The organism is Streptococcus sp. HMSC066F10 (assembly GCF_001813805.1).
GTDB lineage: Bacteria > Bacillota > Bacilli > Lactobacillales > Streptococcaceae > Streptococcus > Streptococcus vaginalis.
This window is the reverse complement of sequence record NZ_KV813959.1, coordinates 58,335-83,088: the sequence shown is the minus strand read 5'-3', so window position 1 is coordinate 83,088 and position 24,754 is coordinate 58,335. Positions and strand designations below refer to the sequence as shown.

The window sequence follows — 24,754 nt, the reverse complement described above, 5'->3', positions numbered from 1 at the left end:
TGCTTAGAAAGAAGGTACTTATATGATTAAATATAGTATCCGTGGTGAAAACCTAGAAGTAACAGAAGCTCTTCGTGATTACGTAGTTTCTAAACTTGAAAAAATCGAAAAATATTTCCAAGCTGATCAAGAATTGGATGCGCGTGTAAACTTGAAAGTCTATCGTGAAAAAACAGCCAAAGTTGAAGTAACTATTCCACTTGGTTCTATCACTCTTCGTGCAGAAGATGTTTCTCAAGATATGTATGGTTCGATTGACTTGGTGACAGATAAAATTGAACGTCAAATTCGTAAAAATAAAACAAAGATTGAGCGTAAAAACCGTAATAAAAAATCAACTAGCCAGTTGTTTACAGATGCTGTCGTTGAAGAAGCGGAAGCTGCACCTGCAAAAGTCGTTCGCTCCAAACAAATTGACTTAAAACCAATGGATTTAGAAGAAGCTCTTCTTCAAATGGATTTATTGGGACATGACTTCTTCATCTATACTGATGTAGAAGACAACACAACCAATGTTTTGTATCGTCGTGAAGACGGTGACGTTGGCTTGCTTGAAGTGAGATAATCAATCAATCCTCTGATTCATATCAGGGGATTTTTTATGTGGTCTGCAATCAGCCCAAGATAATTGCAAAAAACTGTATTAAAAATCATCATGTTTGAACGGCATTTCAAAAGTTAGACAGAAAAACCAATTGACTTACAGTTATCACAGAAGAAAAACTGATACATTCTTTCGAGATTTTGTTATAATATTCTTTATGAGAGTTGTTGCAGGGAAATATGGGGGGCGTCCTCTTAAAACATTGGAAGGCAAAATAACCAGACCGACGACAGACAAGGTTAAGGGAGCTATCTTTAATATAATTGGTCCTTATTTTGATGGAGGACAGGTTCTGGACTTGTATGCTGGAAGCGGCAGTTTAGCGATTGAAGCTATTTCGCGAGGCATGGTTTCGGCTGTTTTGGTTGAAAAAGACCGCAGGGCGCAAGCGATTATCAGCCAAAATATCAGTATGACTAAGGAAAAAGAACGATTTGAACTTCTGAAAATGGAGTCCAATCGAGCACTTGAATTGGTCACAGGACAGTTTGACTTGGTTTTGTTAGATCCACCCTATGCAAAAGAACAGATTGTTTCAGATATTATAAAAATGATTGAACGAGAGCTTCTGAGCGATGATGTACTGGTTGTTTGTGAGACAGACAAGTCGGTGGATTTACCAGAAGAAATCGCAGGGCTAGGTATCTGGAAGCAAAAAATATATGGAATTTCAAAGGTGACGGTTTATGTCAGATAAAATTGGATTATTTGCGGGCTCTTTTGACCCGATTACAAAGGGGCATATTGACTTGATTAAGCGAGCTAGTAAGCTCTTTGATTGCCTTTATGTTGGTATTTTTTATAATCTTGAGAAAACGAGTTTTTTTAGTATTGAAGCGAAAGAAAAAATGATAGCAGCTGCTCTAGTTCATTTGGAGAATGTAAAAATTGTTACTTCTCATGATGAATTGGCAGTGGAAGTAGCTAGAAAGCTAGGAGTGACAACTTTTGTACGGGGATTACGTAATAGTCAGGATTTGGATTATGAGGGGAATCTCAACTTTTTCAATCATGAATTAGCACCTGAGATAGAAACCATTTTTTTGATAAGCAAACCAGCTTATCAGCATCTCAGCTCATCAAGAATTCGTGAATTGATTTCCTTTGAGCAGGATATTTCAAAGTATGTGCCCGAAAGTGTCATAAAGGAGTTAAAGAAACAATATGGAAAAACCAAGAAATAAATTTAAAAAATGGCCGATAATTGCAGTAGTAGGGGTGATTTTGCTTTTCTTATCTTTTGTAGTTCCCTTGCCTTATTATATTGAGGTGCCAGGTGGTGCAGCGGATGTCCGTCAGGTATTGCGCGTGGACAACAAAGAAGATAAGGAAAAAGGTTCTTATAATTTTGTAACGGTTGGAATTCAGCATGCGACCCTCGCTCATTTGGTTTATGCTTGGCTGACACCTTTTACGGATATTTATTCGGCGAAGGATTTGACTGGTGGAACTTCTGATAAAGAATACATGCGGATCAATCAGTTTTATATGGAAACGTCGCAAAACCTAGCTAAATACCAAGGGTTGAAAAAAGCTGGCAAAGACATTACTCTGAAATATCTAGGGGTTTACGTCTTGCAAGTCACAAAGAATTCTACTTTTAAAGGTATTTTAAATATTGCAGATACCGTGACAGGTGTGAATGATAAGACTTTCAATAGTTCAAAAGAATTGATAGACTATGTCGGAGCGCAAAAGATTGGCAGCAAGGTCAAGGTGAACTATGTAGAAGACGGTCAGAAGAAGTCTGCTACAGGTAAAATTATTAAACTTGAAAATGGGAAAAACGGGATTGGCATTAGTTTGATTGACCGAACAGAAGTCACAAGCAACACACCAATTGAATTTTCAACTGCCGGTATTGGTGGACCAAGTGCGGGCTTGATGTTTAGTTTGGCAATTTATACGCAAATTGCAGATCCAACATTGAGAGACGGCAGAAATATTGCTGGGACAGGTTCGATTGACCGAGAAGGAAAAGTTGGCGACATTGGTGGGATTGACAAAAAAGTTGTTTCAGCAGCTAAAAATGGCGCAGAAATTTTCTTTGCGCCAAATAATCCAGTCACCAAGGAAGTGAAAAAATCCAATCCTAAAGCGAAAACAAACTATGAGACAGCTTTGGCAGCTGCTAAAAAAATTAAAACTAAAATGAAAATTGTACCTGTCAAGACCTTGCAAGACGCAATTGATTACCTCAAGAGCACAAAAAAGTCGTAAAAATAATTCAATAAAAGAGCAAGTTAATGATAGAAAATTGACTTTGCTCTTTTCTTCTTTCTCTATTTCAACTATCAAAAACACTTCTTTTTATGGTAAAATAAGTTTATACAAGAAATAAGGTGATAAAGGATGACTATGCGAAAAGAAATTGCACCTGAATTATACAATTACAATAAATTTCCTGGACCGGAGTTTCGGCAAATAGGAACCAAAATCTTGACTGAGACAATTGAATTTGACTTGGTAGAGACTTTCAAGGAAGGTTTTGATATAACGGCTTTTAATCAGCGCTTTTCAGAAATTTTAACAAAATTTGATTATATTGTTGGCGACTGGGGAAATGAGCAGTTGCGTTTGCGTGGATTTTATAAAGATGACAAGGCAAATGAAAGTGAAGAAAAAATCAGCCGTTTAGAAGAATATTTACTAGAATACTGCAATTATGGCTGTGCTTATTTTGTCTTGGAAAATTTACAGCCGCGTTGCGCATCGTTTGATAAAAAATCACATCACAAGAAAGAAAGTGAGAACAAGCCACGTCGTTCTAAACAAGCTCGCTCCTATAAAGAAGAACAACCCAGGCGAGAAAATCGCCAGCGCAGTAAGCGACAAAATCAAAAGCAAAGATCAAGAAAGCAAAGTTCAACGAAGCAACAACAAACAAGCAGCCAGCGCCACTTTGTCATTCGTCAAAAATAGTGTATGGAATGGGGTTTTGTAACGAAATGAAGGAGAAAAAATGAAACCATCGATTTATAGCTTGACCCGTCAGGATTTGATAGATTGGGTAGAAAGTCAAGGAGAAAAGAAATTTCGAGCCAGCCAGATTTGGGAGTGGCTTTATCGCAAACGGGTTCAGTCTTTTGCAGAAATGACAAACATTTCAAAGGGGTTATTAGCAAAATTAGAAGATGAATTTGTTGTCAATCCACTGAAGCAACGAATTGTGCAGGAATCGGCTGATGGAACAGTCAAATATCTCTTTGAATTGCCAGACGGTATGTTGATTGAAACAGTTCTCATGCGTCAGCACTATGGTCTGTCGGTCTGTGTAACTACTCAGGTTGGCTGCAATATTGGCTGTACTTTTTGTGCCAGCGGGCTGATTAAAAAGCAGCGTGACTTGAATAATGGGGAAATTATGTCTCAGATTATGCTGGTGCAAAAATATTTTGATGAGCGTGGACAAGGTGAGCGCGTCAGCCATATTGTTGTTATGGGGATTGGCGAGCCTTTTGATAACTATGACAATGTTCTCAAGTTTGTGCGAACTGTCAATGATGACAAGGGGCTGGCTATCGGAGCTCGTCACATTACGGTTTCCACTTCCGGTCTAGCACATAAAATTCGTGATTTTGCAAACGAAGGGGTGCAGGTTAATTTAGCTGTTTCTCTTCATGCACCCAATAATGAATTGCGTTCTAGCATTATGAAAATCAATCGTGCTTTTCCAATTGAGAAGTTATTTGCGGCAATTGAATATTATATTGAAACGACCAACCGCCGAGTGACCTTTGAATATATTATGTTAAATGAAGTCAATGACGGAGTAGAGCAGGCATTGGAATTGGCTGAATTGCTCAAAAACATCAAAAAGCTATCGTATGTCAATTTGATTCCTTACAATCCGGTTAGCGAACATGATCAATACAGTCGCAGTCCCAAAGAACGTGTAATGGCTTTCTACGATACTCTGAAAAAGAATGGTATTAACTGTGTTGTTCGTCAGGAGCATGGGACAGATATTGATGCAGCCTGCGGTCAATTGCGCTCAAACACCATGAAGCAAGACAAGGAGAAAGCTCTTACCAAGCATGCTTAAATTGAACAATCTATTGAAAACAGATGGTGAATTAACCGTTAAGGGACGTACTTTTCTTACTTGGGGAAGCATTTTCTACATTTTATTATTATGTCTGATGTGTTTTCTCCCTCAAGTGCCAGAAAAGGGAATGGAAACACCGGGAATTCAGCAGTTTGGTCGTATTGTAGTGCTTCTCATTCCTTTTAATTCTTTTATCAATCTTGGGCAAATTACGTCCTTCTTTCAATTGGTCAAAGTTTTTGTACAAAATCTAATGAATATATTTCTGCTGAGCCCACTGATTTTTCAGCTTCTCTGGTTGTTTCCGAACTTGCGAAATACCAAACGTGTACTCTCTGTCAGCTTTGCGATAAGCCTTTTCATTGAATGTACACAGATTTTGTTAGATATTTTAATTGATGCCAATCGTGTTTTTGAAATAGATGATTTATGGACAAATACATTAGGCGGATATCTGGCTTTTCTGTTGTATAAGACTTGTGTCAGCCATTGGAAAGATAAGTTTCTGACTTCTAAGTAAAAATAAGGGTTATTGTTCGGATTTAGGATGCTTTTTCACTATTTTATTGACAGAATGGTAGAAAAACTCTATAATAATGCTCAAACATCAGAAAAGTAGTAAATTGATACTTCCAGAGAGCTTGTGCTAGGTGTAAACAAGTAGTAGATATTTATGAAATGGGCTGATGTAAATGATATGAATTTTAAACGATAAAAATTCGGTGAGCACACCTTATAGTGCAACTTGTTGATAGACAAGATAGAGATATGCGGATAAGGTCTACTTTTCCCATAATTGAGGTGGTACCGCGCTCATACGCCCTCACACAGTTTTTGTGTGGGGGCATTTTGTTGTTTAAATTCAAGAATACTAAAGATTGTGAGGAGGCATCATGGTAGAAATAAAGGATATTTTGGTCAATTTGGTGGTAGCTTTGTACTGGAACTGATTCAAGTTTTATTAGACGAGCTAGAGGGGACATTTGAAAAGTATAAGAAAGATCCAGAATTCCTAGCAGAATATCATCGTTATTTAGCAGATTATGCAGGTCGAGAGACACCGCTTTATTTTGCAGAAAGTTTGACGGACTATTTAGGATGTGCAAAAATCTATCTCAAACGAGAAGACTTGAATCATCTAGGTTCTCATAAATTAAACAATGTTTTAGGGCAAATTCTCCTAGCAAAACGAATGGGTAAGAGTAGAGTTATCGCAGAGACTGGAGCTGGTCAACATGGAGTAGCAACAGCTGCAGCGGCTGCTAAGTTTGGCATGAAATGCGATGTGTATATGGGAGCAGAAGATGTGGAACGCCAGCGATTGAATGTTTTCCGAATGGAAATGATGGGAGCAACTGTCCATGCGGTCGAAACAGGGACTAAAACATTAAAGGATGCGGTGGATGCTGCTTTTGCTGCTTGGATGACAGATTTAGATGCTTTTTATGTCCTGGGTTCGGCTGTTGGTCCTCATCCTTATCCAACGATTGTGCATGAGTTTCAAAAGGTTATTAGTCAGGAATCCCGCCGTCAAATTCTAGATAAGGAAGGTCGTCTACCAGATTATATTATTGCCTGTGTCGGCGGAGGTTCTAATGCAATTGGAGCATTTTCTGAATACGTGGCAGATAAAGAAGTCAATTTAGTTGGTGTTGAAGCAGCTGGTCATGGCTTGGATACAGACAAGCATGCGGCTACAATGACTAAAGGGTCCATTGGAGTTATTGATGGCATGAAAACGTATGCTGTATTTTCAGAAGACGGTTAGGTGGCTCCTGTTTATTCTATTTCCGCTGGATTGGACTATCCGGGAGTTGGTCCTGAACATGCCTTTTTTAAAGATTTAGGTCGAGTTGAATATGTGGCTGCGACAGATGATGAAGCAGTAGATGCACTGTTATTGTTGACGCGAAAAGAAGGGATCCTTCCTGCCATTGAAAGTTCCCACGATATTGCAGAAGCAGTTAAACGCGCGCCTCGATTGAGTAAGGACAAGATTATCATTGTCAATGTATCTGGGCGTGGTGATAAAGATGTAGCCGCTATTGCTGATTATTTAGAAAAAAGAAACATGAAAAATCAAGAGTGAAATAGACGACCATGATTGCTGGTACATTATTCCCCAAAAATTATGAAATCTGGGAAAATTATGTCTAAAAACTAAAATTTGAAAATTGTAATCATCGCTCTCTTATTTCGAGAATCCGGATACATCCATCCTAGCCTCATGATAGGATGTCATTCTAATTTTATTGAAGTAACAACTCATACATAAGTAGAACAATCACTCCAATCAAAAGACAGGGAACGAAAGCTATCCTGTCTTTTCTCTTTTTTAAGCAAAAGAGACATAAGCCCACTAAGCTGGCAATTTGAATCAGCCAAAGAATCTCTGTCAACTTGAAAACAGTTGAACAAGAAGCTAGAAAAAGAAAGTCTCCTGCGCCAATTCGTAAGTCAAAGAAAAAAGCTACTATTCCAAGGGCTAAAAAACTAATCATTAGAAGATTAAAACCTACCAAAAATAGGAGAAGAAGATGAAAGAACAACCAAATGAGGATAGGATATTCCTGTTCTCTTTGATCATAAAGAGCTAGTGTAATTCCCATTATGAGCAAGACAAGTTGGCTGATAGTTAAGTAGCTTAAGGAAGTTGCGAGAAAGAGTAAACTACCTACCAACTCTAATATCAAGTAGCGAATGGGAATTTTTGACTGACAAAACCGACAGCGCAGTCGATTGATAAGCTGTGAAAGGACAGGGACTAAATCACGAGGTGCTAATTTCTGCCCACAAGCATTACAATGACTGGAAGGAACGATAATGGACTGTTCAGGAAAGCGATCAACAACCAGCCCTAAAAAAGAAGCCACAATGCTTCCAACCAAGAAAAAATAAAAATGAATCATACTTTTTTATTCGCAAATAATTCTAAAAAATTGCAACTTTTCTAATAAAAGAAATTTCTGAGTTCAATCATTTGACTTTCTTATTTAGAAACATTATAATTAAATCATAATCAAAAAGATTATAATCATTCTAAATAAAAGCGAGGTAGGATAATGGTTAATCTAAAAAATGAAGCAGCAAAAGATGTTGCAACTTTCTCAAGTGTTGAGTCTTTCAGTAAGTCTCTTCCCAAAACAAAAGCAGTTTTAAACCAAGTGGTAGCGGATTTATACACCGCTCACATTGCTCTTCACCAAGTACATTGGTACATGCGTGGAGCTGGTTTTATGGTTTGGCATCCTAAGATGGATGAGTACATGGAAACCTTGGATACGACTTTGGATGAAGTAAGTGAACGTTTGATTACTTTAGGTGGAACGCCGTATTCAACTTTGAGTGAATTTATCCAACACAGCAATATTGAAGAAAAAGAAGGAAAATTCAGTAAGAATGTTGCAGAAAGTTTGGAACGTGTCATCGAAATCTTCCGTTACTTGGTAGGCCTCTACCAAGAAGCTCTGGATGTAACAGATGAAGAAGGGGATGATGTGACCAACGATATTTTTGTCGGTGCAAAAGCAGAACTTGAAAAGAATATCTGGATGTTAACAGCAGAAATCGGTCAAACTCCGGGTTTGTAAGTAAATTTTTGAGAGTAGAAAATAAATTTTTAAAATCTTTTAGAATTTAAGATAAGTTTAAGGAGGTGGCGTTATACTAACATCATCAGATGAAGACCTCCTAACTTTATTTGATAAAAATCCTAAACTTTTCTTTTTCATAATAATCTCCCTATAAGAGTCGCCCAATCGGCGGCTTTTTTGTTGTTTTTGAGCACTTGAAGAATGTTTTACTTACAAAATGAGTTCTTTTCAACCTTGAAATACTCCTAAAATTCTGGTAAAATAAGCCTCATGAAAACACTTTATGATGTGCAGCAATACCTCAAAAGTTTTGGCATTATTATCTATATGGGTAAGCGCTTGTATGATATTGAAATGATGAAAATTGAGTTAGAGAGGATTTATGATGCGGGCTTGATAGAAAGAATGGACTATCTAGAAGCTGAGCGGGTCTTGCGAAAGGAACATCAGTTGGAGTTACAATATTTGAAGAAGAATGAGGAGAAAACATGTTAAACTGGATTTTATTGGCAATTATTGTTGGAACGTTAGGCTGGATGGGCTTTAACTATATTCGTGTTCGTCGTGCGGCTAAGGTAGTAGACAATGCAGAATTTGGTGATATGATTCGTCAAGGTCAGTTAATTGATTTACGAGATCCAGCCGATTTTCGTCGTAAACATATTTTAGGGGCACGAAATATTCCGTCACAGCAATTAAAAACAAGCTTAGGAGCGATTCGTAAGGACAAGACTGTTTTACTATATGAAAATAGTCGTGGACAACGTGTGATGAATGCAGCTATTCTATTAAAAAAACAAGGTTATCAAAATATTTACATCCTCTCTACAGGACTAGATGGATGGAAAGGAAAAATCAAAAGTGAGTAATCCAAGCGGGTTGCTCACTTTTAATAGCTTTTTTCTAGATAGTGCCTCACTATTTCGAGTTCTGCTTGGTTCAATACTCGGTATTCTCCTGTGGCTAAGTTTGGGTTTAATTCAAAATCTCCGAAATGCGTTCGTTTAAGAGAAGTAACTTTGACACCAACAGTTAAAAACATCTTTTTGATTTGGTGAAATTTTCCTTCAGAAATAGTGACAGTTGCACTGCTTTTGTTTGAGCTAGAAGAATGAATTGTAAGAGTAGCTGGTTTACAACTTGTTCCGTCAAGAAAAACGATGCCCTTTTGAAAGGATTGCACTGCTTGGTCGTCTAGGGGACCATTAACTTCAACCTCATATGTTTTTGTGACGTGATATTGAGGATGAAGCAATTGAAAACCGAGCGGACCGTTGTCAGTGATTAACAGCAGTCCAGAAGTATCTCGATCTAGTCGCCCGACAGAATATAACTTATCATTGAAATCTTCTGGTTTGATGAGATCTAGAACCGTTTGGGATTTGGCATCGGAGTTAGCTGTCACGACACCAAGGGGTTTATTCATCATAAAATACTGATGAGGCTTGCCCAGAACAGGTTGTTCTTCTAGCGTAATCGTCTGCAGACCTGTATCAACATTTTGACTGAGTTTTCGAGCAGGACAGTCATCTACCAAGATTTTCTTTTTTAGGAGAGCTTGCTTCATTTTTTTACGACTAATGTGAGCTTGAGCTAGTAGAACATCTAAACGCATACAGTTTCCTTTGTTTTTTTCTTATCATATCATAATTTTGCAATAAAGAATGTAAATAAATTTGTCGGGCATTGATTTTCTAATGAAAACATTTACACCCGGTTTAACCGTGTTTTTTACTGTAATCTGTGGTATAATTGTTCAGTTAGAAATAAAACTTAAGATTTAGAGGATAAAATGACAAAATTAAGAGAAGATATTCGCAATATCGCTATTATCGCTCACGTTGACCACGGGAAAACAACGCTGGTGGACGAATTATTGAAGCAATCACATACATTGGACGAACGCAAAGAGTTGCAAGAACGCGCAATGGACTCTAACGATCTTGAAAAAGAACGCGGAATTACCATTCTTGCTAAGAATACAGCTGTTGCTTACAACGGTGTTCGTATCAATATCATGGACACTCCAGGACACGCGGACTTCGGTGGAGAAGTTGAGCGGATTATGAAAATGGTGGACGGGGTTGTTTTGGTTGTTGATGCTTATGAAGGAACCATGCCACAAACTCGTTTTGTATTAAAAAAAGCTCTTGAGCAAGATTTAGTGCCGATTGTTGTGGTCAATAAAATTGACAAACCATCTGCACGCCCTGCAGAAGTGGTGGATGAAGTCTTGGAACTTTTCATTGAGCTGGGTGCAGATGATGACCAATTGGATTTCCCTGTCGTGTATGCTTCTGCTATCAACGGAACGTCTTCTATGTCAGACGATCCTGCTGACCAAGAGCACACTATGGCACCGCTTTTTGATACTATTATTGATCATATTCCAGCACCAGTGGATAATTCAGACGAGCCACTTCAATTCCAAGTTTCTCTTTTGGACTACAATGACTTTGTAGGTCGTATTGGGATTGGCCGTGTTTTCCGCGGGACTGTAAAAGTTGGAGACCAAGTGACACTTTCTAAACTAGACGGCACAACGAAAAACTTCCGTGTCACCAAGCTATTTGGTTTCTTTGGACTAGAACGTCGTGAAATCGACGAAGCCAAAGCAGGTGATTTGATTGCCGTGTCTGGTATGGAAGATATCTTTGTTGGAGAAACGATTACTCCGACAGATGCAGTAGAACCATTGCCAATTCTTCACATTGACGAACCAACGCTGCAAATGACTTTCTTGGTGAACAATTCACCATTTGCTGGTCGTGAAGGGAAATGGGTAACATCTCGTAAGGTTGAGGAACGCCTGCAAGCGGAATTGCAAACGGACGTCTCACTTCGTGTGGATCCGACTGATTCACCAGATAAATGGATTGTGTCAGGTCGTGGAGAATTGCACTTATCAATCTTAATTGAAACCATGCGCCGTGAAGGCTATGAGTTACAAGTATCGCGCCCAGAAGTTATCGTCAAAGAAATTGACGGTGTGCAATGTGAGCCATTTGAACGTGTGCAAATTGACACCCCAGAAGAATACCAAGGTTCGGTTATCCAAAGTCTTTCTGAGCGCAAGGGTGAAATGTTAGACATGGTGGCTACCGGAAACGGACAAACACGTTTGATTTTCCTTGTGCCTGCGCGTGGCTTGATTGGATACTCAACTGAATTCCTTTCTATGACGCGTGGTTACGGGATTATGAACCATACCTTTGACCAATATCTACCATTGATTCCAGGTGAGATTGGCGGACGCCGTCGCGGAGCTCTTGTTTCGATTGATACAGGAAAAGCAACGACTTATTCAATCATGTCTATTGAGGAACGTGGAACCATTTTTGTTAATCCAGGTACAGAAGTTTACGAAGGAATGATTATTGGTGAAAATTCACGTGAAAACGACTTGACGGTCAATATTACAAAAGCCAAACAAATGACTAATGTACGTTCTGCAACGAAAGATCAAACGGCGGTTATAAAAACACCTCGTATTTTGACATTGGAAGAATCACTCGAATTTTTGAATGATGACGAATACATGGAAGTGACACCAGAATCGATCCGTTTGCGGAAACAAATTCTTGATAAAAATCAACGTGCCAAAGCTGCTAAAAAGAAAAAATCAGCTGAATAATGAAAGGACGATTTGCTTCGTTGCTAATATATTAAAGAAGTAAATAGGCTAGAAAGGAGCAGAAATGTTTTATTTAATCTTTGGAATTCTCATTCTATTATTTTACATTTTTGCTACTCCGCAAAGCATTAAAGGGACTTTAAATGTAGTAGTTTTAGTGATTGCTCTAGTCGCTTTTATCATTTTATTAGGATTGGCAGTATTTCAGATTTTTCAATTACCGTCTGAATTTTTCGTAGGAATTGCAATGATTGGCGTAGCTTATTTTTCTCTACGTGATATTTCAAAATTGTCACAAAAAGATAGAAAAGTATCGTTTCGCTCAAAACTTCGTAACAGACAAGAATAAAAAGCCGTAAAGGCTTTTTTATTTTCTGAAAAAAAGGTAAAATAGATACAGAAGAATTAAAAAGAGGCATGTTATGAAGCACATTACAAATTTTGCAAATAAGAAAGTTTTAGTTTTAGGCTTGGCCAAGTCTGGTGAATCCGCTGCTCGTTTACTAGATAAGTTGGGAGCGATTGTCACAGTGAATGACGGAAAGCCATTTGAGGAAAATCCTGCTGCACAGTCTCTTCTTGAAGAAGGCATCAAAGTAGTAACAGGTGGTCATCCTTTGGAACTCTTGGATGAAGAATTTGAACTAATGGTCAAAAATCCTGGTATTCGTTACGACAACCCTATGGTCAAGAAAGCATTGGAAAAGGAAATCCCAGTCATCACTGAAGTTGAGTTGGCTTATTTGATTTCAGATGCTCCAATTATTGGGATTACGGGCTCTAATGGAAAAACAACAACGACAACAATGATTGCGGAAGTCTTGACTGCAGGTGGTCAAAGTGGTCTACTTTCTGGAAATATTGGTTTTCCAGCCAGTCAAGTTGCAACAACTGCAACCAAAAATGATACTCTAGTCATGGAGTTGTCTTCTTTCCAACTCATGGGTATTGAAACCTTTCACCCAGAGATTGTAGTGATTACCAACTTGATGCCAACTCATATTGATTATCATGGCTCTTTTGAAAATTATGTGGCGGCTAAATGGAACATTCAAAAAAATATGAGCAAATCTGACTTCCTCGTATTGAATTTCAACCAAACATTAGCGAAAGAGCTGGCTGCAAAGACGCAAGCAACCGTTGTACCATTTTCAACGACAGAAAAGGTAGACGGCGCTTACTTAGAGGGAAACATGTTGACCTTCCGTGGAGAGCCTGTTATGGCAGCAGATGAGCTTGGCGTTCCGGGCAGTCATAATGTTGAAAATGCCCTCGCAACTATTGCAGTTGCGAAACTGCGTGGCATTGAAAATCAAGTCATCAAAGAAACTTTGGCAGGTTTTGGCGGTGTTAAACATCGTCTCCAATATGTCGGTGAAATCAACCATGTTAAATTTTATAACGATAGCAAATCCACAAATATTCTTGCAACGCAAAAGGCTTTATCTGGTTTTGACAATAGTAAGGTCATCTTGATTGCTGGTGGGCTGGACCGTGGCAATGAATTTGACGAATTGGTGCCAGATATTCAAGGATTGAAGAAAATGGTTATTCTTGGAGAATCTGCAGCACGTGTCAAGAGAGCAGCGGATAAAGCAGGTGTTAGCTATATGGATGCTGCTGATGTGAAAGATGCGACGAAAAAAGCTTTTGCTGAAGCACAAGCAGGTGACATTGTTCTTCTCAGTCCTGCAAATGCTAGCTGGGATATGTATCCAAATTTTGAAGTTCGTGGCGATGAATTTATTGCAACATTTGAAGAATTAAAGGGTTAAGATGAAAAAGATTATATTTACAGGTGGAGGGACGGTTGGTCATGTGACTCTAAACCTTTTGCTCATTCCAAAATTCCTAGAAGCAGGATGGCAAGTCCACTATATTGGTGATAAGCATGGGATTGAATACCAAGAAATCCAGAAGTCGGGGTTGGACATCGCTTTTCATTCTATAGCGACGGGGAAATTACGACGTTACTTTTCTTGGCAAAATATGTTAGATGTATTCAAAGTGGCTTGGGGCATTTTGCAATCTTTAGGAATTATGCTAAAGGTTCGTCCGCAAGCTCTCTTTTCTAAAGGTGGTTTTGTATCAGTTCCTCCTGTCATTGCAGCTCGCTTAGCTGGGATTCCAGTTTATGTACATGAATCAGACCTCTCTATTGGTCTAGCAAATAAAATTGCTTACAAATGTGCGATAAAAATGTATTCTACTTTTGAACAAGCCCATGCGTTGACAAAAATTGAGCATGTGGGAGCTGTGACAAAAGTAGGAGAAAAAACAACTGCTCCAAATGAGCAGATTCAAGCGATTCGGCAGCGTTTTGATGAAAACTTTCCGACACTTCTGTTTGTTGGTGGATCAGCGGGAGCAAAGGTTTTTAATGATTTTGTAACGGCAAATAAAGCAGAGCTAACTCAGCATTACAATATTATCAATTTATCAGGCGATGCTCATTTAGATGAATTATCAAATCATCTGTACCGAATTGCCTATGTGACTGATCTCTATCAACCGTTGATGGATTTGGCGGATGTCGTTGTTACACGTGGCGGATCTAATACTATTTTTGAATTGTTGGCTATGGCAAAACTCCATGTAATTGTTCCTTTGGGACGCGAAGCAAGTCGCGGTGATCAGATTGAAAATGCAGATTATTTTGTAAAAAAAGGTTATGCTAAAAAATTAGACGAGTCTCAATTGAATTTGGAAAATCTTCAAAAAATGATAACAGAGTTGCTTGAACAGAAAGAATTTTATGAAGAAAACATGAAACAGTCCCACGAAATAAAATCGTTAGATGAATTTTATAACCTTTTAAAAAATGACATGAACAAAGGAAGAAAATGACAAAAAAGAAGCAAGAGGATCAGAAAGAGCAAGAAATAGAAAAACTTTCTGAGTGGCAAAAAAGAAACAAGGAATACCTTAAAAAAAAGGCTCAAGAAGAAGCTGAAAAAGTGAAAGAACTAGCAGAGCAAAAAAAGCAGCATTTGCCAAATTCTGAAAAAAAGAAAGTCGAAAAGAATGATGAAAGTGCAGAAGAAGTGACAGCGGATACTCAAGAGAACGAGTCAGAGGAGGCAGAAAAGCCTACCGAGACAGAAACTTCTGAGGAAGAACAAGATGAACCTCTTGATAAAGCAGCCTTGCGAAAAAAGAAGAAAGCAGAACGCAAACAAGCTAAGCGGGAAGCAAAAGAGACAAGAGAACAAATCGCTCCTCGCCATGTTTACCGTGCTTTACCAGTATTGATTCTAAGTTCTATTTTGTTAATTTTAGCTGTTTATTTTATAAGTCCCTATTCAAAATTAAAGAATATAGAGGTAACGGGTAATAAACAGCTTTCAAAAACAGAGGTGCTGGATGCTTCTAGTATTCAAAAAGAGGATTACACCTTGACGACATATTTAAGTCAAAAGGCACATGCTAGAAATATTAAATTGTCAAGTCTATGGGTGAAAAAAGCAGAGATAAGTTACCAATTTCCAATTACATTTAAAGTAAAAGTAACAGAATACACGGTTGTTGCTTATGATTATTCTGGGGAGCAGTATTTCCTAGTATTATCTAGTGGAGAAGAAATTGCTACTCCGGTTAAAAAATCCCAGTTGCCAAAAAGTTATATAACACTTGATTTTTCAGATAAAGCAATGCTTAAGAAATTTGTGCAACAATTATCAGGTATTTCTAATACAATCAAATCAGAAATTCAAACGGTTCAGCATACACCAAGTAAAGCGACTGAGGATTTGCTGACAATCACTATGACAGATGGAAATAAAATCTTAGTTCCTTTGTCAGAAGTAGCTAAAAAACTACCTTATTATGAAAAAATTAAACCACAATTGACGGAAACAAGTGTTGTGGATATGGAAGCAGGAATATTTAGTTATAGAAATAGCTAAAATAATGCAGAAAATCTACCCAATTTTTATTTTTTTATGTTATAATATGCTTTGAATAACTATAGCTTTTTGATAGTTAAATTGATAAGTGAGAAACTTGGTAGATAGAGAGGAATGGTCTAATGGCTAGAGATGGCTTTTTTACAGGATTAGATATAGGAACCAGCTCCATTAAGGTCTTGGTAGCAGAACATGTAAACAATGAATTAAACGTAATCGGAGTTAGTAATGCAAAAAGTGCTGGCGTAAAAGATGGTATTATTGTAGATATCGAAGCGGCAGCAAGTGCTATAAAATCAGCAATTTCACAAGCAGAAGAAAAAGCAGGAATTTCCATTAAGTTGGTGAACGTTGGTTTGCCTGCTAACCTGTTGCAGATTGAAGCAACACAAGGTATGATTCCTGTGACAAGTGAAACGAAAGAAATTACAGATGCAGATGTTGAAAATGTTGTACGATCTGCTTTGACAAAAAGTATGACTCCAGACCGGGAAGTTATTACCTTTATTCCAGAGGAATTCATCGTAGATGGTTTTCAAGGAATTCGTGATCCTCGCGGAATGATGGGAATTCGTTTAGAAATGCGTGGTCTTCTATATACAGGTCCACGTACTATTCTTCATAATTTGAGAAAAACGGTTGAGCGTGCAGGAGTTCAAGTTGAAAACATTATCATTTCTCCGCTCGCTATGACAAAATCCGTTCTGAATGAAGGAGAGCGTGAGTTTGGTGCAACTGTCATTGATATGGGGGGCGGCCAAACAACTGCAGCTTCTGTTCGCAATCAAGAATTACAATTTACCAATATCTATCAAGAAGGTGGCGAATATGTTACAAAAGACATCTCTAAGGTTTTAAAAACATCTAAGAAGTTGGCAGAGAGCTTGAAGTTTAACTATGGAGAAGCATACGTACCTGCCGCTAGCAATGAGTCTTTCCAAGTGGAAGTAATTGGTGAAGTGGAACCAGTTGAAGTGACAGAGCGTTATTTAGCAGAAATTATTTCAGCGCGTGTTAAACATATCTTTGAACAAATCAAGCAAGATTTAGAGAGAAGACATTTATTAGAGCTTCCAGGTGGTATTGTTATTATTGGAGGCGGTGCGATTTTGCCGGGCGTGGTTGAATTGGCACAAGAAGTTTTCGGTGTTCCCGTTAAATTATATGTTCCAAATCAAATCGGTATTCGTAATCCAGCGTTTGCCCATGTTATTAGTTTATCAGAGTATGCAGGAAACTTATCTGAAGTGGATGTTCTAGCACAAGCTGCTGTTCATGGTGATGAACTTTTACGGCATCAGCCAGTTGAATTCTCTCGTTCAACACAGCAAAGTCAGTCGTTCAATCCGTTGCAACGCTTTACTCAACCACAACAGCCAACTGCGTCTTTGGTTGATGAAGCAGTAGAAGAAGTTGAACGTCCAGAACCACTTCCAACACAATCTCAACAGCCAAAAGAAAAATTGACAGATCGTGTTCGAAATCTACTTGGCAATATGTTTGATTAAAGGAGAAGGTAATACATTATGACATTTTCATTTGATGCAGCTGCGGCACAGGGAGCAGTAATTAAAGTTATTGGTATCGGTGGTGGTGGTGGTAATGCCATTAACCGCATGATTGATGAAAGAGTATCAGGCGTTGAATTTATCGCTGCCAATACAGATGTGCAAGCTCTGAGTGGCTCAAAAGCAGAAACAGTTATTCAGCTTGGACCAAAGTTGACTCGCGGTCTAGGTGCTGGAGGACAGCCTGAAATCGGTCGTAAAGCGGCTGAAGAAAGCGAAGAAGTGTTGACGGAAGCTCTTACGGGAGCTGATATGGTGTTCATTACTGCTGGTATGGGCGGTGGCTCTGGTACAGGTGCTGCACCAGTTATTGCTCGTATTGCAAAAGGTCTTGGTGCCTTAACTGTTGCAGTTGTTACTCGTCCGTTTGGCTTTGAAGGAAGTAAGCGTGGTAACTTTGCTATTGAAGGAATCAATGAACTTCGTGAGCATGTAGACACACTTCTTATCATTTCAAACAATAATTTACTTGAAATTGTTGATAAGAAAACTCCTCTTCTTGAAGCATTGAGCGAAGCAGACAATGTCCTTCGTCAAGGTGTACAAGGAATTACGGACTTGATTACAAGCCCAGGACTTATTAACCTTGACTTTGCCGATGTAAAAACCGTTATGGCAAATAAAGGTGATGCTCTTATGGGAATCGGTATTGGTAGTGGCGAAGAACGTGTTATTGAAGCTGCACGTAAGGCTATCTATTCACCGCTTCTTGAAACAACGATTGATGGAGCTGAAGATGTCATTATCAACGTTACAGGTGGTCTTGATATGACCTTGATTGAAGCAGAAGAAGCATCAGAAATCGTCAATCAAGCAGCAGGTCATGGTGTTAATATTTGGTTGGGTACTTCTATTGACGATAGCATGAAAGATGAAATTCGTGTGACAGTTGTTGCAACGGGTGTTCGTCAAGAAAAAATTGATCGAGTAAGTGGTGTTCGTCCAGTTGCTCAACAAAATTCTTATGCAGCTGGAACTCGTGAAAATCGTAATTCTAGAGGAAGCCAAGGTTATGACCGTAACTTTGATTTGACTGAACATCTTGAAGTTCCAAAGCCAAGTCGTCAACGGACAGAAGCGCCACAGGCTTCAGCATTTGGTGATTGGGATTTGCGTCGTGAAAATATTGTTCGCTCAACAGATGCGAGTGCTGCACCAGCTATAGAGCGTTATGAAGACACTAGTTCTGATGACGATGAATTAGAAACACCACCTTTCTTTAAAAACCGTTAAAATGGATTTAGAAAAGAATACATATCAAGTTTTGGAAAATGTAGCGCAAGCTACTCAAAAAGCCAATCGCTCAAAAAATTCAGTAGAAGTAATAGCTGTCACCAAATATGTTGACAGCTCTACTGCTAAAGAGCTGGTTAAAGCAGGAATTCATCATATCGGTGAAAATCGAGTTGATAAATTTCTAGAGAAATATCAGGCTCTGAAAGATGAACGTGTAACTTGGCACTTAATTGGTACACTTCAAAGGCGGAAAGTGAAAGATGTCATCAATTATGTTGACTATTTCCATGCCTTAGATTCAGTAAAATTAGCTCAAGAAATCAACAAAAGAGCTGAACATATCATTAAATGCTTTTTACAAGTAAATATTTCCAAAGAAGCTAGTAAACATGGTTTTGCTATAGAGGAAATAGATACGATTTTACCTGAGCTAGAAAAACTTGAAAACATTCAGATTGTAGGTTTGATGACAATGGCACCGATTGAAGCAGATGAAGCGGAATTAAATGCCATTTTCCAACAAGCCTATAAATTACAGCAAAGATTACAACGTAAACAGTTACCTAATATGCCTTTTACTGATTTAAGTATGGGAATGAGCCGTGATTATGCAATAGCTATTGCAAATGGTTCGACTTTTGTCAGAATTGGTATTGCATTTTTTAAATAGGAAAGTATTATGTCTCTTAAAGATAGATTTGATAAATTCATTGATTACTTTACAGAAGATGGTGAAGACGCAAGCGTTCAAACGCCAGAGTTGCCACCACGTGTGAGTAATCAATCTACACCTACCAAAGAAAGACTAGTACATACAGCGAGTAGCTCTTCACAATCTTCTACAAAGTCGGGAGCAAATGAGAACATTACTCGTCTGCATGCACGTCAGCAAGAATTGGCACAACATCGGACAATTTCAGATGACAAAGTGACAATCAATGTTCGTTATCCAAGAAAATATGAAGAAACAACTGAAATTGTTGATTTGTTAATTGTTAATGAAAGCATTTTGATTGATTTTCAATATATGACAGAAGTGCAAGCTCGTCGTTGTTTGGATTATTTGGATGGTGCTCGTTATGTGCTTGCAGGAAATATAAAAAAAGTTGCAAGTACAATGTACCTTTTAACACCAATCAATGTTGTTGTAAATGTTGAGGATTTGAAATTACCTGAGGATTTACAAAGTGGCGAATTTGATTTTGATATGAAACGTAGATAAAAACATGGTTTGGATTGTAAATATACTTTATAATTTAGTGAGATTATATTCATTTATTTTAGTGGTGTATGCTCTTTTATCATGGTTTCCAGGTGCCTATCAAACGTCGTTTGGTCAGTTGATTCTGCGGATAGTAGAGCCTGTTTTAAAACCATTTCAACGTTTCAACCTACAATTTGCTGGGATTGATTGGACGGTTCTTGTCGTTATCTTTCTTCTGAATTTTGTTTCTGGCATCATTTTGAATGCCCTTTTGCTTTTAGCTTAAATTCATGAAGAATACCAAATATTTATACCAACATTTTGCTGAAGAAGATCGTGAATTTGTTGATAAAAGTTTAGAACAGATGCAGCGAGTTGAAGATTCTTATTCTTTTGAAGTGACTTCATTTGTAAATCCACATCAAGTTGAAGTTTTGCGAAATCTTGGGAATCGCTTACAATTGCAAATGTTTTCAAGTTCGGATTATTATACGAGTGAATTTGCTAAAGTCATTATTGCTCCTCTCTACTATGAGTTGCAATTAAATGATTTTGAAATGGATCTGTTAGAAATCAGCTATGCGAATAAATTTCACCATTTCACCCATTCGCAAATAATGGGAACGTTATTGAATCAATTAGGGATTGAACGTAAAGTTTTTGGTGATATTCTTGTAGCTTCAGGTAGAGCACAAATTATGGTAGATAAGAAATTTACTCAATTTTTCATCGATCATATCTCAAGGATAGCAAAGATACCTGTAAAATTAAAGCAAGTAGATTTTTCACAACAAATTATCGCTCAAACTGATTCAAAACTAAGAGATGTGCTTGTCTCTAGTATGCGTTTGGATAAAGTGGTAGCTGCCTCATTTCATTTGTCACGAAGCATTGCCACTCGGCTGATAGCAACAAAGCAAGTTAAGGTAAACTATTCTACGCTGGATAATCCCAGTCATCATTTGTTATTAAATGACTTGATTAGTGTACGAGGATATGGGAGAGTAAAAGTTTTAAGAGAAAATGGCTTTTCAAAAAATGGAAAGTACAAATTAACTGTTGAATTATTGTCTAGTAAGTAAGGAGAAAATATGGCTATTACATCATTAGAAATTAAAGATAAAGCTTTTGCTCATAAATTTAGAGGATATGATGTTGACGAAGTAGATGAATTTCTTGATATCATTGTCCAAGATTACGAAGATTTAGTGCGTGTCAATCATGAACAAGAGTCAAAAATTAAAAATCTGGAAGAACGTTTGACCTATTTTGACGAGATGAAGGATTCCCTTAGCCAGTCTGTATTGATTGCACAAGATACAGCAGAACGTGTAAAACAAGCGGCAAATGACCGTTCTGAAAACATTGTTCATAAGGCTGAGCAAGAAGCCCAACATTTGTTGGATGAGGCAAAATACAAGGCTAATGAAATTCTTCGTCAAGCGACTGATAATGCTAAGAAAGTGGCTGTTGAAACAGAAGAGTTGAAAAATAAAACGCGTGTTTTCCACCAACGTTTAAAATCAACCATTGAAAGTCAATTAAGCATTGTGAATTCTTCAGAATGGGAAGATATTCTTCGCCCAACAGCTACTTACTTGCAGACTAGTGATGAAGCCTTTAAAGAAGTTGTTCAGTCTGCTTTGGGTGAAGTCGTAACGACTCCAGAAGAAGATGAAGTGGATGTGACGCGTCAGTTCTCTCCAGAGGAAATGGAAGAATTACAAAGACGCATTGAAGAAGCAAATCGTGAATTAGCCGAAACACAAGCGTTTGAAACATTAGATGAGTCTGTCTTAGGATTAAATCTGACAAATGCTGAGACTTCAACAGATAACTCAGAAGCTACTTCAATAGAATCTGTAGATATTTTATAAGAGAATGTAAAAACAAGATGCTAACAAAATATTCGCAGCGAGCAGGTGACGGTGAGAGACCTGTAATTCCTTTTGTTAGGATTATCATTTTGCAAACTTAAATCTGAAAACAGTAAGATTTAACGCTTAACTCACGTTACGAGTAAGAGGGATAGGAATCTTATTCTTGTCTAAATGAAGGTGGTACCACGAATTTTCGTCCTTTGGATGAATTTGTGGTTTTTTTATTTTAATTTGTTACTAATATGAAAAAGGAGAACTTATGAAATTAAAAGAAACTCTTAATCTTGGAAAAACAGCTTTTCCAATGCGTGCTGGTTTGCCGAATAAAGAACCTCTTTGGCAAAAAGAATGGGAAGATGCAAAATTGTATCAACGCCGTCAAGAATTGAATGAAGGAAAACCGCACTTCACACTTCACGACGGGCCTCCGTATGCTAATGGAAATATTCACGTTGGTCATGCCATGAATAAGATTTCAAAAGATATTATTGTGCGTTCAAAATCGATGTCTGGCTACTATGCACCTTACATTCCAGGTTGGGATACTCATGGCCTTCCAATTGAGCAAGTCCTAGCGAAGCAAGGTGTGAAACGCAAAGAAATAGATTTGGCAGAGTATTTAAAACTTTGTCGCGATTATGCACTGAGTCAAGTAGACAAGCAACGGGAAGATTTCAAACGCTTAGGTGTTTCTGGTGATTGGGAGCATCCGTATGTGACGTTGACTCCGGATTATGAAGCTGCTCAAATTCGCGTATTTGGAGAAATGGCGAAAAAAGGCTATATCTACCGCGGTGCGAAGCCGGTTTATTGGTCATGGTCATCTGAATCAGCTCTTGCAGAGGCAGAAATTGAGTATCATGATTTGGTTTCAACCTCTCTTTACTATGCAAATAAGGTAAAAGACGGCAAAAATGTGCTAGATACAGATACTTATATTGTAGTTTGGACGACAACACCATTTACTATTACGGCTTCTCGCGGTTTGACAGTAGGTGCTGACTTTGATTATGTTGTGGTAAAACCAGCTGGGGAAAGCCGTAAATTTGTTGTTGCTGCTGACTTGCTCAATAGCTTGTCTGAAAAATTTGGCTGGGAAGATGTGGAGGTCTTGGCAACTCATCGCGGTGCTGAACTGAACCATATCGTGACAGAGCACCCGTGGGATGAGGAAGTAGATGAATTGGTGATTCTTGGTGACCACGTTACACTAGATTCAGGTACAGGGATTGTCCATACAGCTCCTGGTTTTGGTGAGGACGACTACAATGTTGGAGTTGCAAATGGCTTAGAAGTAGCCGTTACAGTCAATGAACGTGGTATCATGATGGAAAATGCTGGCCCAGATTTTGCAGGGCAATTTTATGACAAGGTAGTTCCTACAGTAATTGAAAAGTTAGGTCAACTTCTCCTTGCGCAAGAAGAAATTTCTCACTCCTACCCATTTGACTGGCGGACGAAAAAGCCAATTATTTGGCGTGCGGTACCGCAATGGTTTGCTTCAGTTTCAAAATTCCGTCAGGAAATTCTTGATGAGATTGAAAAAGTGAAGTTCCACTCTGAATGGGGTAAAGTTCGTCTTTACAATATGATCCGTGACCGTGGAGATTGGGTCATTTCGCGTCAGCGGGCTTGGGGAGTGCCACTTCCAATCTTCTATGCGGAGGACGGCACACCGATTATGACAGAGCAAACAATTGAGCATGTGGCTGAGCTCTTTGCGGAACATGGCTCTATCATTTGGTGGCAACGAGAAGCGAAAGATTTGCTTCCAGAAGGATTTACTCATCCAGGATCACCAAATGGTACATTCACTAAAGAAACGGACATCATGGACGTGTGGTTTGATTCTGGTTCTTCTTGGAATGGTGTGGTGGTCAATCGTCCTGAATTGACTTATCCTGCTGACCTTTATCTTGAAGGGTCAGACCAGTATCGTGGTTGGTTCAACTCATCGCTTATCACATCGGTTGCCAACCATGGTGTAGCTCCTTATAAACAAATTCTTTCACAAGGGTTTGCTTTGGACGGTAAAGGCGAGAAAATGTCGAAGTCTCTCGGCAACACGATTTCTCCAAGTGATGTTGAAAAACAATTTGGTGCGGAAATCTTGCGGCTTTGGGTGACGAGTGTGGATTCTAGCAACGATGTGCGTATCTCTATGGATATTCTTGGTCAAGTGTCTGAAACCTACCGAAAAATCCGTAACACCTTGCGCTTCTTGATTGCGAATACCTCTGATTTTAATCCAAAAGAAGACGCTGTTGCTTATGATGACCTTCGCTCTGTTGATAAGTATATGACCGTTCGATTTAATCAACTTGTCAAGACGATTCGTGAGGCTTATGCCGACTTTGAATTTTTAGATATTTACAAAGCGATTGTAAACTTCGTGACAGTTGATTTATCAGCTTTTTATCTTGATTTTGCAAAAGATGTTGTCTATATTGAAGCAGCTAAATCATTGGAACGCCGTCAAATGCAGACCGTCTTTTATGATATTTTAGTAAAAATTACAAAATTGTTGACCCCAATTCTTCCACATACAGCAGAAGAAATCTGGTCTTACTTAGAACATGAGCCAGAAGAATTTGTTCAATTAGCGGAATTGCCAGATGCGTTGACTTTCCCTAATGAGGAAGAACTGTTAGATACTTGGACAGCCTTTATGAACTTCCGTAGTCAAGCGCAAAAAGCTTTGGAAGAAGCACGTAACAAAAAAGTGATTGGAAAATCCTTGGAAGCTCACTTGACTGTTTATCCAAATGAAGTCGTGAGAATGCTACTTGAAGCGGTTAATAGCGACGTTGCGCAACTTCTCATTGTCTCTAAATTAACAATCGCAGACGGGGAAGCTCCTGAAAGTGCTATTGCTTTCGAGGATGTAGCTTTTACAGTTGAGCATGCAGAAGGACAAGTTTGTGAACGTTGCCGTCGGGTAGATGAAACAGTCAAAGAACGTAGCTATCATGCAATTGTTTGTGACCACTGTGCAGAAATCGTTGAAGAACATTTTGCGCAAGCAGTTACAGAAGGATTTGAAACAAAATAATCAAAAGGGAGTGGGACAAAAATCGGTAAT

Annotated in this window: 24 protein-coding genes, 3 pseudogenes and 1 other annotated feature; of the genes and pseudogenes, 25 read left to right on the top strand and 2 right to left on the bottom strand. The window is 38.4% G+C overall.

Going from position 1 to position 24,754, the window contains the following annotated elements; all coding sequences use genetic code 11:
• Window positions 1-22 precede the first annotated feature (22 nt).
• The 8 genes and pseudogenes from hpf (at window position 23) to trpB (ending at window position 6,741) form a co-directional block, all read left to right on the top strand.
• A complete protein-coding gene (gene hpf / locus HMPREF2933_RS02220) occupies window positions 23-565 on the top strand; it encodes a ribosome hibernation-promoting factor, HPF/YfiA family (protein WP_003025754.1) in 543 nt (180 codons plus the stop codon).
• A gap of 187 nt (window positions 566-752) precedes the next feature.
• On the top strand, window positions 753-1,301 hold the full coding sequence (rsmD, locus tag HMPREF2933_RS02215) for a 16S rRNA (guanine(966)-N(2))-methyltransferase RsmD (RefSeq protein WP_171021853.1): 549 nt from the start codon (window positions 753-755) through the stop codon (window positions 1,299-1,301).
• On the top strand, window positions 1,291-1,788 hold the full coding sequence (gene coaD / locus HMPREF2933_RS02210) for a pantetheine-phosphate adenylyltransferase (protein WP_021001374.1): 498 nt from the start codon (window positions 1,291-1,293) through the stop codon (window positions 1,786-1,788). The genes rsmD and coaD overlap by 11 nt, the downstream gene beginning before the upstream one ends.
• Window positions 1,769-2,824 carry a SepM family pheromone-processing serine protease gene (locus tag HMPREF2933_RS02205; protein ID WP_024052081.1) on the top strand — a complete coding sequence of 352 codons (1,056 nt, stop codon included), beginning with the start codon at window positions 1,769-1,771 and terminating at the stop codon, window positions 2,822-2,824. The genes coaD and HMPREF2933_RS02205 overlap by 20 nt, the downstream gene beginning before the upstream one ends.
• A 138-nt stretch (window positions 2,825-2,962) precedes the next feature.
• Window positions 2,963-3,526, top strand: coding sequence for a YutD family protein (locus HMPREF2933_RS02200; protein ID WP_024052080.1), 564 nt, complete (start codon window positions 2,963-2,965; stop codon window positions 3,524-3,526).
• A gap of 40 nt (window positions 3,527-3,566) precedes the next feature.
• Window positions 3,567-4,649 (top strand): dual-specificity RNA methyltransferase RlmN, encoded by a 1,083-nt coding sequence (gene rlmN, locus HMPREF2933_RS02195; RefSeq protein ID WP_024052079.1) that lies wholly within the window; start codon window positions 3,567-3,569, stop codon window positions 4,647-4,649.
• On the top strand, window positions 4,642-5,172 hold the full coding sequence (locus HMPREF2933_RS02190; RefSeq protein ID WP_024052078.1) for a VanZ family protein: 531 nt from the start codon (window positions 4,642-4,644) through the stop codon (window positions 5,170-5,172). Before rlmN ends, HMPREF2933_RS02190 begins: the two co-directional genes overlap by 8 nt.
• A 73-nt stretch (window positions 5,173-5,245) precedes the next feature.
• Window positions 5,246-5,480: a binding site (T-box leader), on the top strand.
• 52 nt (window positions 5,481-5,532) lie between these two features.
• Window positions 5,533-6,741: pseudogene (gene trpB, locus HMPREF2933_RS02185) on the top strand (tryptophan synthase subunit beta).
• A gap of 160 nt (window positions 6,742-6,901) precedes the next feature.
• On the opposite strand, the gene HMPREF2933_RS02180 reads toward trpB, so the two are convergent.
• Window positions 6,902-7,561, bottom strand: coding sequence for a prepilin peptidase (locus HMPREF2933_RS02180; protein WP_024052075.1), 660 nt, complete (start codon window positions 7,559-7,561; stop codon window positions 6,902-6,904).
• 153 nt (window positions 7,562-7,714) lie between these two features.
• Here HMPREF2933_RS02180 and HMPREF2933_RS02175 point away from each other — a divergent pair, with 153 nt between their 5' ends.
• The 3 genes from HMPREF2933_RS02175 to HMPREF2933_RS02165 all read left to right on the top strand — a co-directional run bounded on the left by HMPREF2933_RS02175 (window position 7,715) and on the right by HMPREF2933_RS02165 (window position 9,114).
• The gene (locus tag HMPREF2933_RS02175) at window positions 7,715-8,242 is read left to right on the top strand and encodes a Dps family protein (protein WP_003032411.1); all 528 of its coding nucleotides are present in this window, start codon (window positions 7,715-7,717) and stop codon (window positions 8,240-8,242) included.
• A gap of 273 nt (window positions 8,243-8,515) precedes the next feature.
• Window positions 8,516-8,740 (top strand): YqgQ family protein, encoded by a 225-nt coding sequence (locus HMPREF2933_RS02170; protein WP_003025724.1) that lies wholly within the window; start codon window positions 8,516-8,518, stop codon window positions 8,738-8,740.
• The gene (locus HMPREF2933_RS02165) at window positions 8,734-9,114 is read left to right on the top strand and encodes a rhodanese-like domain-containing protein (protein ID WP_024052074.1); all 381 of its coding nucleotides are present in this window, start codon (window positions 8,734-8,736) and stop codon (window positions 9,112-9,114) included. Before HMPREF2933_RS02170 ends, HMPREF2933_RS02165 begins: the two co-directional genes overlap by 7 nt.
• Window positions 9,115-9,134: 20 nt before the next feature.
• Here HMPREF2933_RS02165 and HMPREF2933_RS02160 read toward each other — a convergent pair whose 3' ends face one another.
• On the bottom strand, window positions 9,135-9,860 hold the full coding sequence (locus tag HMPREF2933_RS02160) for a 16S rRNA pseudouridine(516) synthase (RefSeq protein WP_024052073.1): 726 nt from the start codon (window positions 9,858-9,860) through the stop codon (window positions 9,135-9,137).
• Window positions 9,861-10,037: 177 nt separating this feature from the next.
• Between HMPREF2933_RS02160 and typA the strand changes: the two genes are divergently transcribed.
• The 14 genes and pseudogenes from typA to ileS all read left to right on the top strand — a co-directional run bounded on the left by typA (window position 10,038) and on the right by ileS (window position 24,724).
• Window positions 10,038-11,879, top strand: a complete 1,842-nt coding sequence (gene typA / locus HMPREF2933_RS02155) for a translational GTPase TypA (protein ID WP_003025716.1) — start codon at window positions 10,038-10,040, stop codon at window positions 11,877-11,879.
• Between the two features lie 64 nt (window positions 11,880-11,943).
• Window positions 11,944-12,228: a DUF3165 family protein gene (locus HMPREF2933_RS02150; protein ID WP_024052072.1), complete on the top strand. Its 285-nt coding sequence runs from the start codon at window positions 11,944-11,946 to the stop codon at window positions 12,226-12,228.
• Window positions 12,229-12,301: 73 nt separating this feature from the next.
• Entirely contained in the window at window positions 12,302-13,654 is a 1,353-nt protein-coding gene (murD, locus tag HMPREF2933_RS02145) for a UDP-N-acetylmuramoyl-L-alanine--D-glutamate ligase (protein WP_024052071.1), read from the top strand.
• 1 nt (window position 13,655) lies between these two features.
• Window positions 13,656-14,726 carry a UDP-N-acetylglucosamine--N-acetylmuramyl-(pentapeptide) pyrophosphoryl-undecaprenol N-acetylglucosamine transferase gene (locus tag HMPREF2933_RS02140; protein WP_070241564.1) on the top strand — a complete coding sequence of 357 codons (1,071 nt, stop codon included), beginning with the start codon at window positions 13,656-13,658 and terminating at the stop codon, window positions 14,724-14,726.
• On the top strand, window positions 14,723-15,784 hold the full coding sequence (locus HMPREF2933_RS02135; RefSeq protein ID WP_024052069.1) for a cell division protein FtsQ/DivIB: 1,062 nt from the start codon (window positions 14,723-14,725) through the stop codon (window positions 15,782-15,784). Before HMPREF2933_RS02140 ends, HMPREF2933_RS02135 begins: the two co-directional genes overlap by 4 nt.
• 122 nt (window positions 15,785-15,906) lie before the next feature.
• On the top strand, window positions 15,907-17,292 hold the full coding sequence (gene ftsA / locus HMPREF2933_RS02130; protein ID WP_024052068.1) for a cell division protein FtsA: 1,386 nt from the start codon (window positions 15,907-15,909) through the stop codon (window positions 17,290-17,292).
• Window positions 17,293-17,310: 18 nt separating this feature from the next.
• Window positions 17,311-18,585 (top strand): cell division protein FtsZ, encoded by a 1,275-nt coding sequence (gene ftsZ, locus HMPREF2933_RS02125; protein WP_024052067.1) that lies wholly within the window; start codon window positions 17,311-17,313, stop codon window positions 18,583-18,585.
• A gap of 1 nt (window position 18,586) precedes the next feature.
• Entirely contained in the window at window positions 18,587-19,258 is a 672-nt protein-coding gene (locus tag HMPREF2933_RS02120) for a YggS family pyridoxal phosphate-dependent enzyme (protein ID WP_003033946.1), read from the top strand.
• A 9-nt stretch (window positions 19,259-19,267) separates the two neighbouring features.
• Window positions 19,268-19,358: pseudogene (locus tag HMPREF2933_RS10580) on the top strand (cell division protein SepF); the annotation flags it as partial.
• A gap of 86 nt (window positions 19,359-19,444) precedes the next feature.
• Window positions 19,445-19,810 (top strand): annotated as a pseudogene (locus tag HMPREF2933_RS02115) (cell division protein SepF); the annotation flags it as partial.
• Window positions 19,811-19,814: 4 nt separating this feature from the next.
• Window positions 19,815-20,078: a YggT family protein gene (locus HMPREF2933_RS02110; protein WP_003033872.1), complete on the top strand. Its 264-nt coding sequence runs from the start codon at window positions 19,815-19,817 to the stop codon at window positions 20,076-20,078.
• Window positions 20,079-20,082: 4 nt separating this feature from the next.
• On the top strand, window positions 20,083-20,874 hold the full coding sequence (locus HMPREF2933_RS02105; RefSeq protein WP_070672428.1) for a YlmH family RNA-binding protein: 792 nt from the start codon (window positions 20,083-20,085) through the stop codon (window positions 20,872-20,874).
• 9 nt (window positions 20,875-20,883) lie between these two features.
• Window positions 20,884-21,669 (top strand): DivIVA domain-containing protein, encoded by a 786-nt coding sequence (locus tag HMPREF2933_RS02100; RefSeq protein WP_024052065.1) that lies wholly within the window; start codon window positions 20,884-20,886, stop codon window positions 21,667-21,669.
• 262 nt (window positions 21,670-21,931) lie between these two features.
• Window positions 21,932-24,724: an isoleucine--tRNA ligase gene (gene ileS, locus HMPREF2933_RS02095; protein ID WP_070672423.1), complete on the top strand. Its 2,793-nt coding sequence runs from the start codon at window positions 21,932-21,934 to the stop codon at window positions 24,722-24,724.
• Window positions 24,725-24,754: the final 30 nt, after the last annotated feature.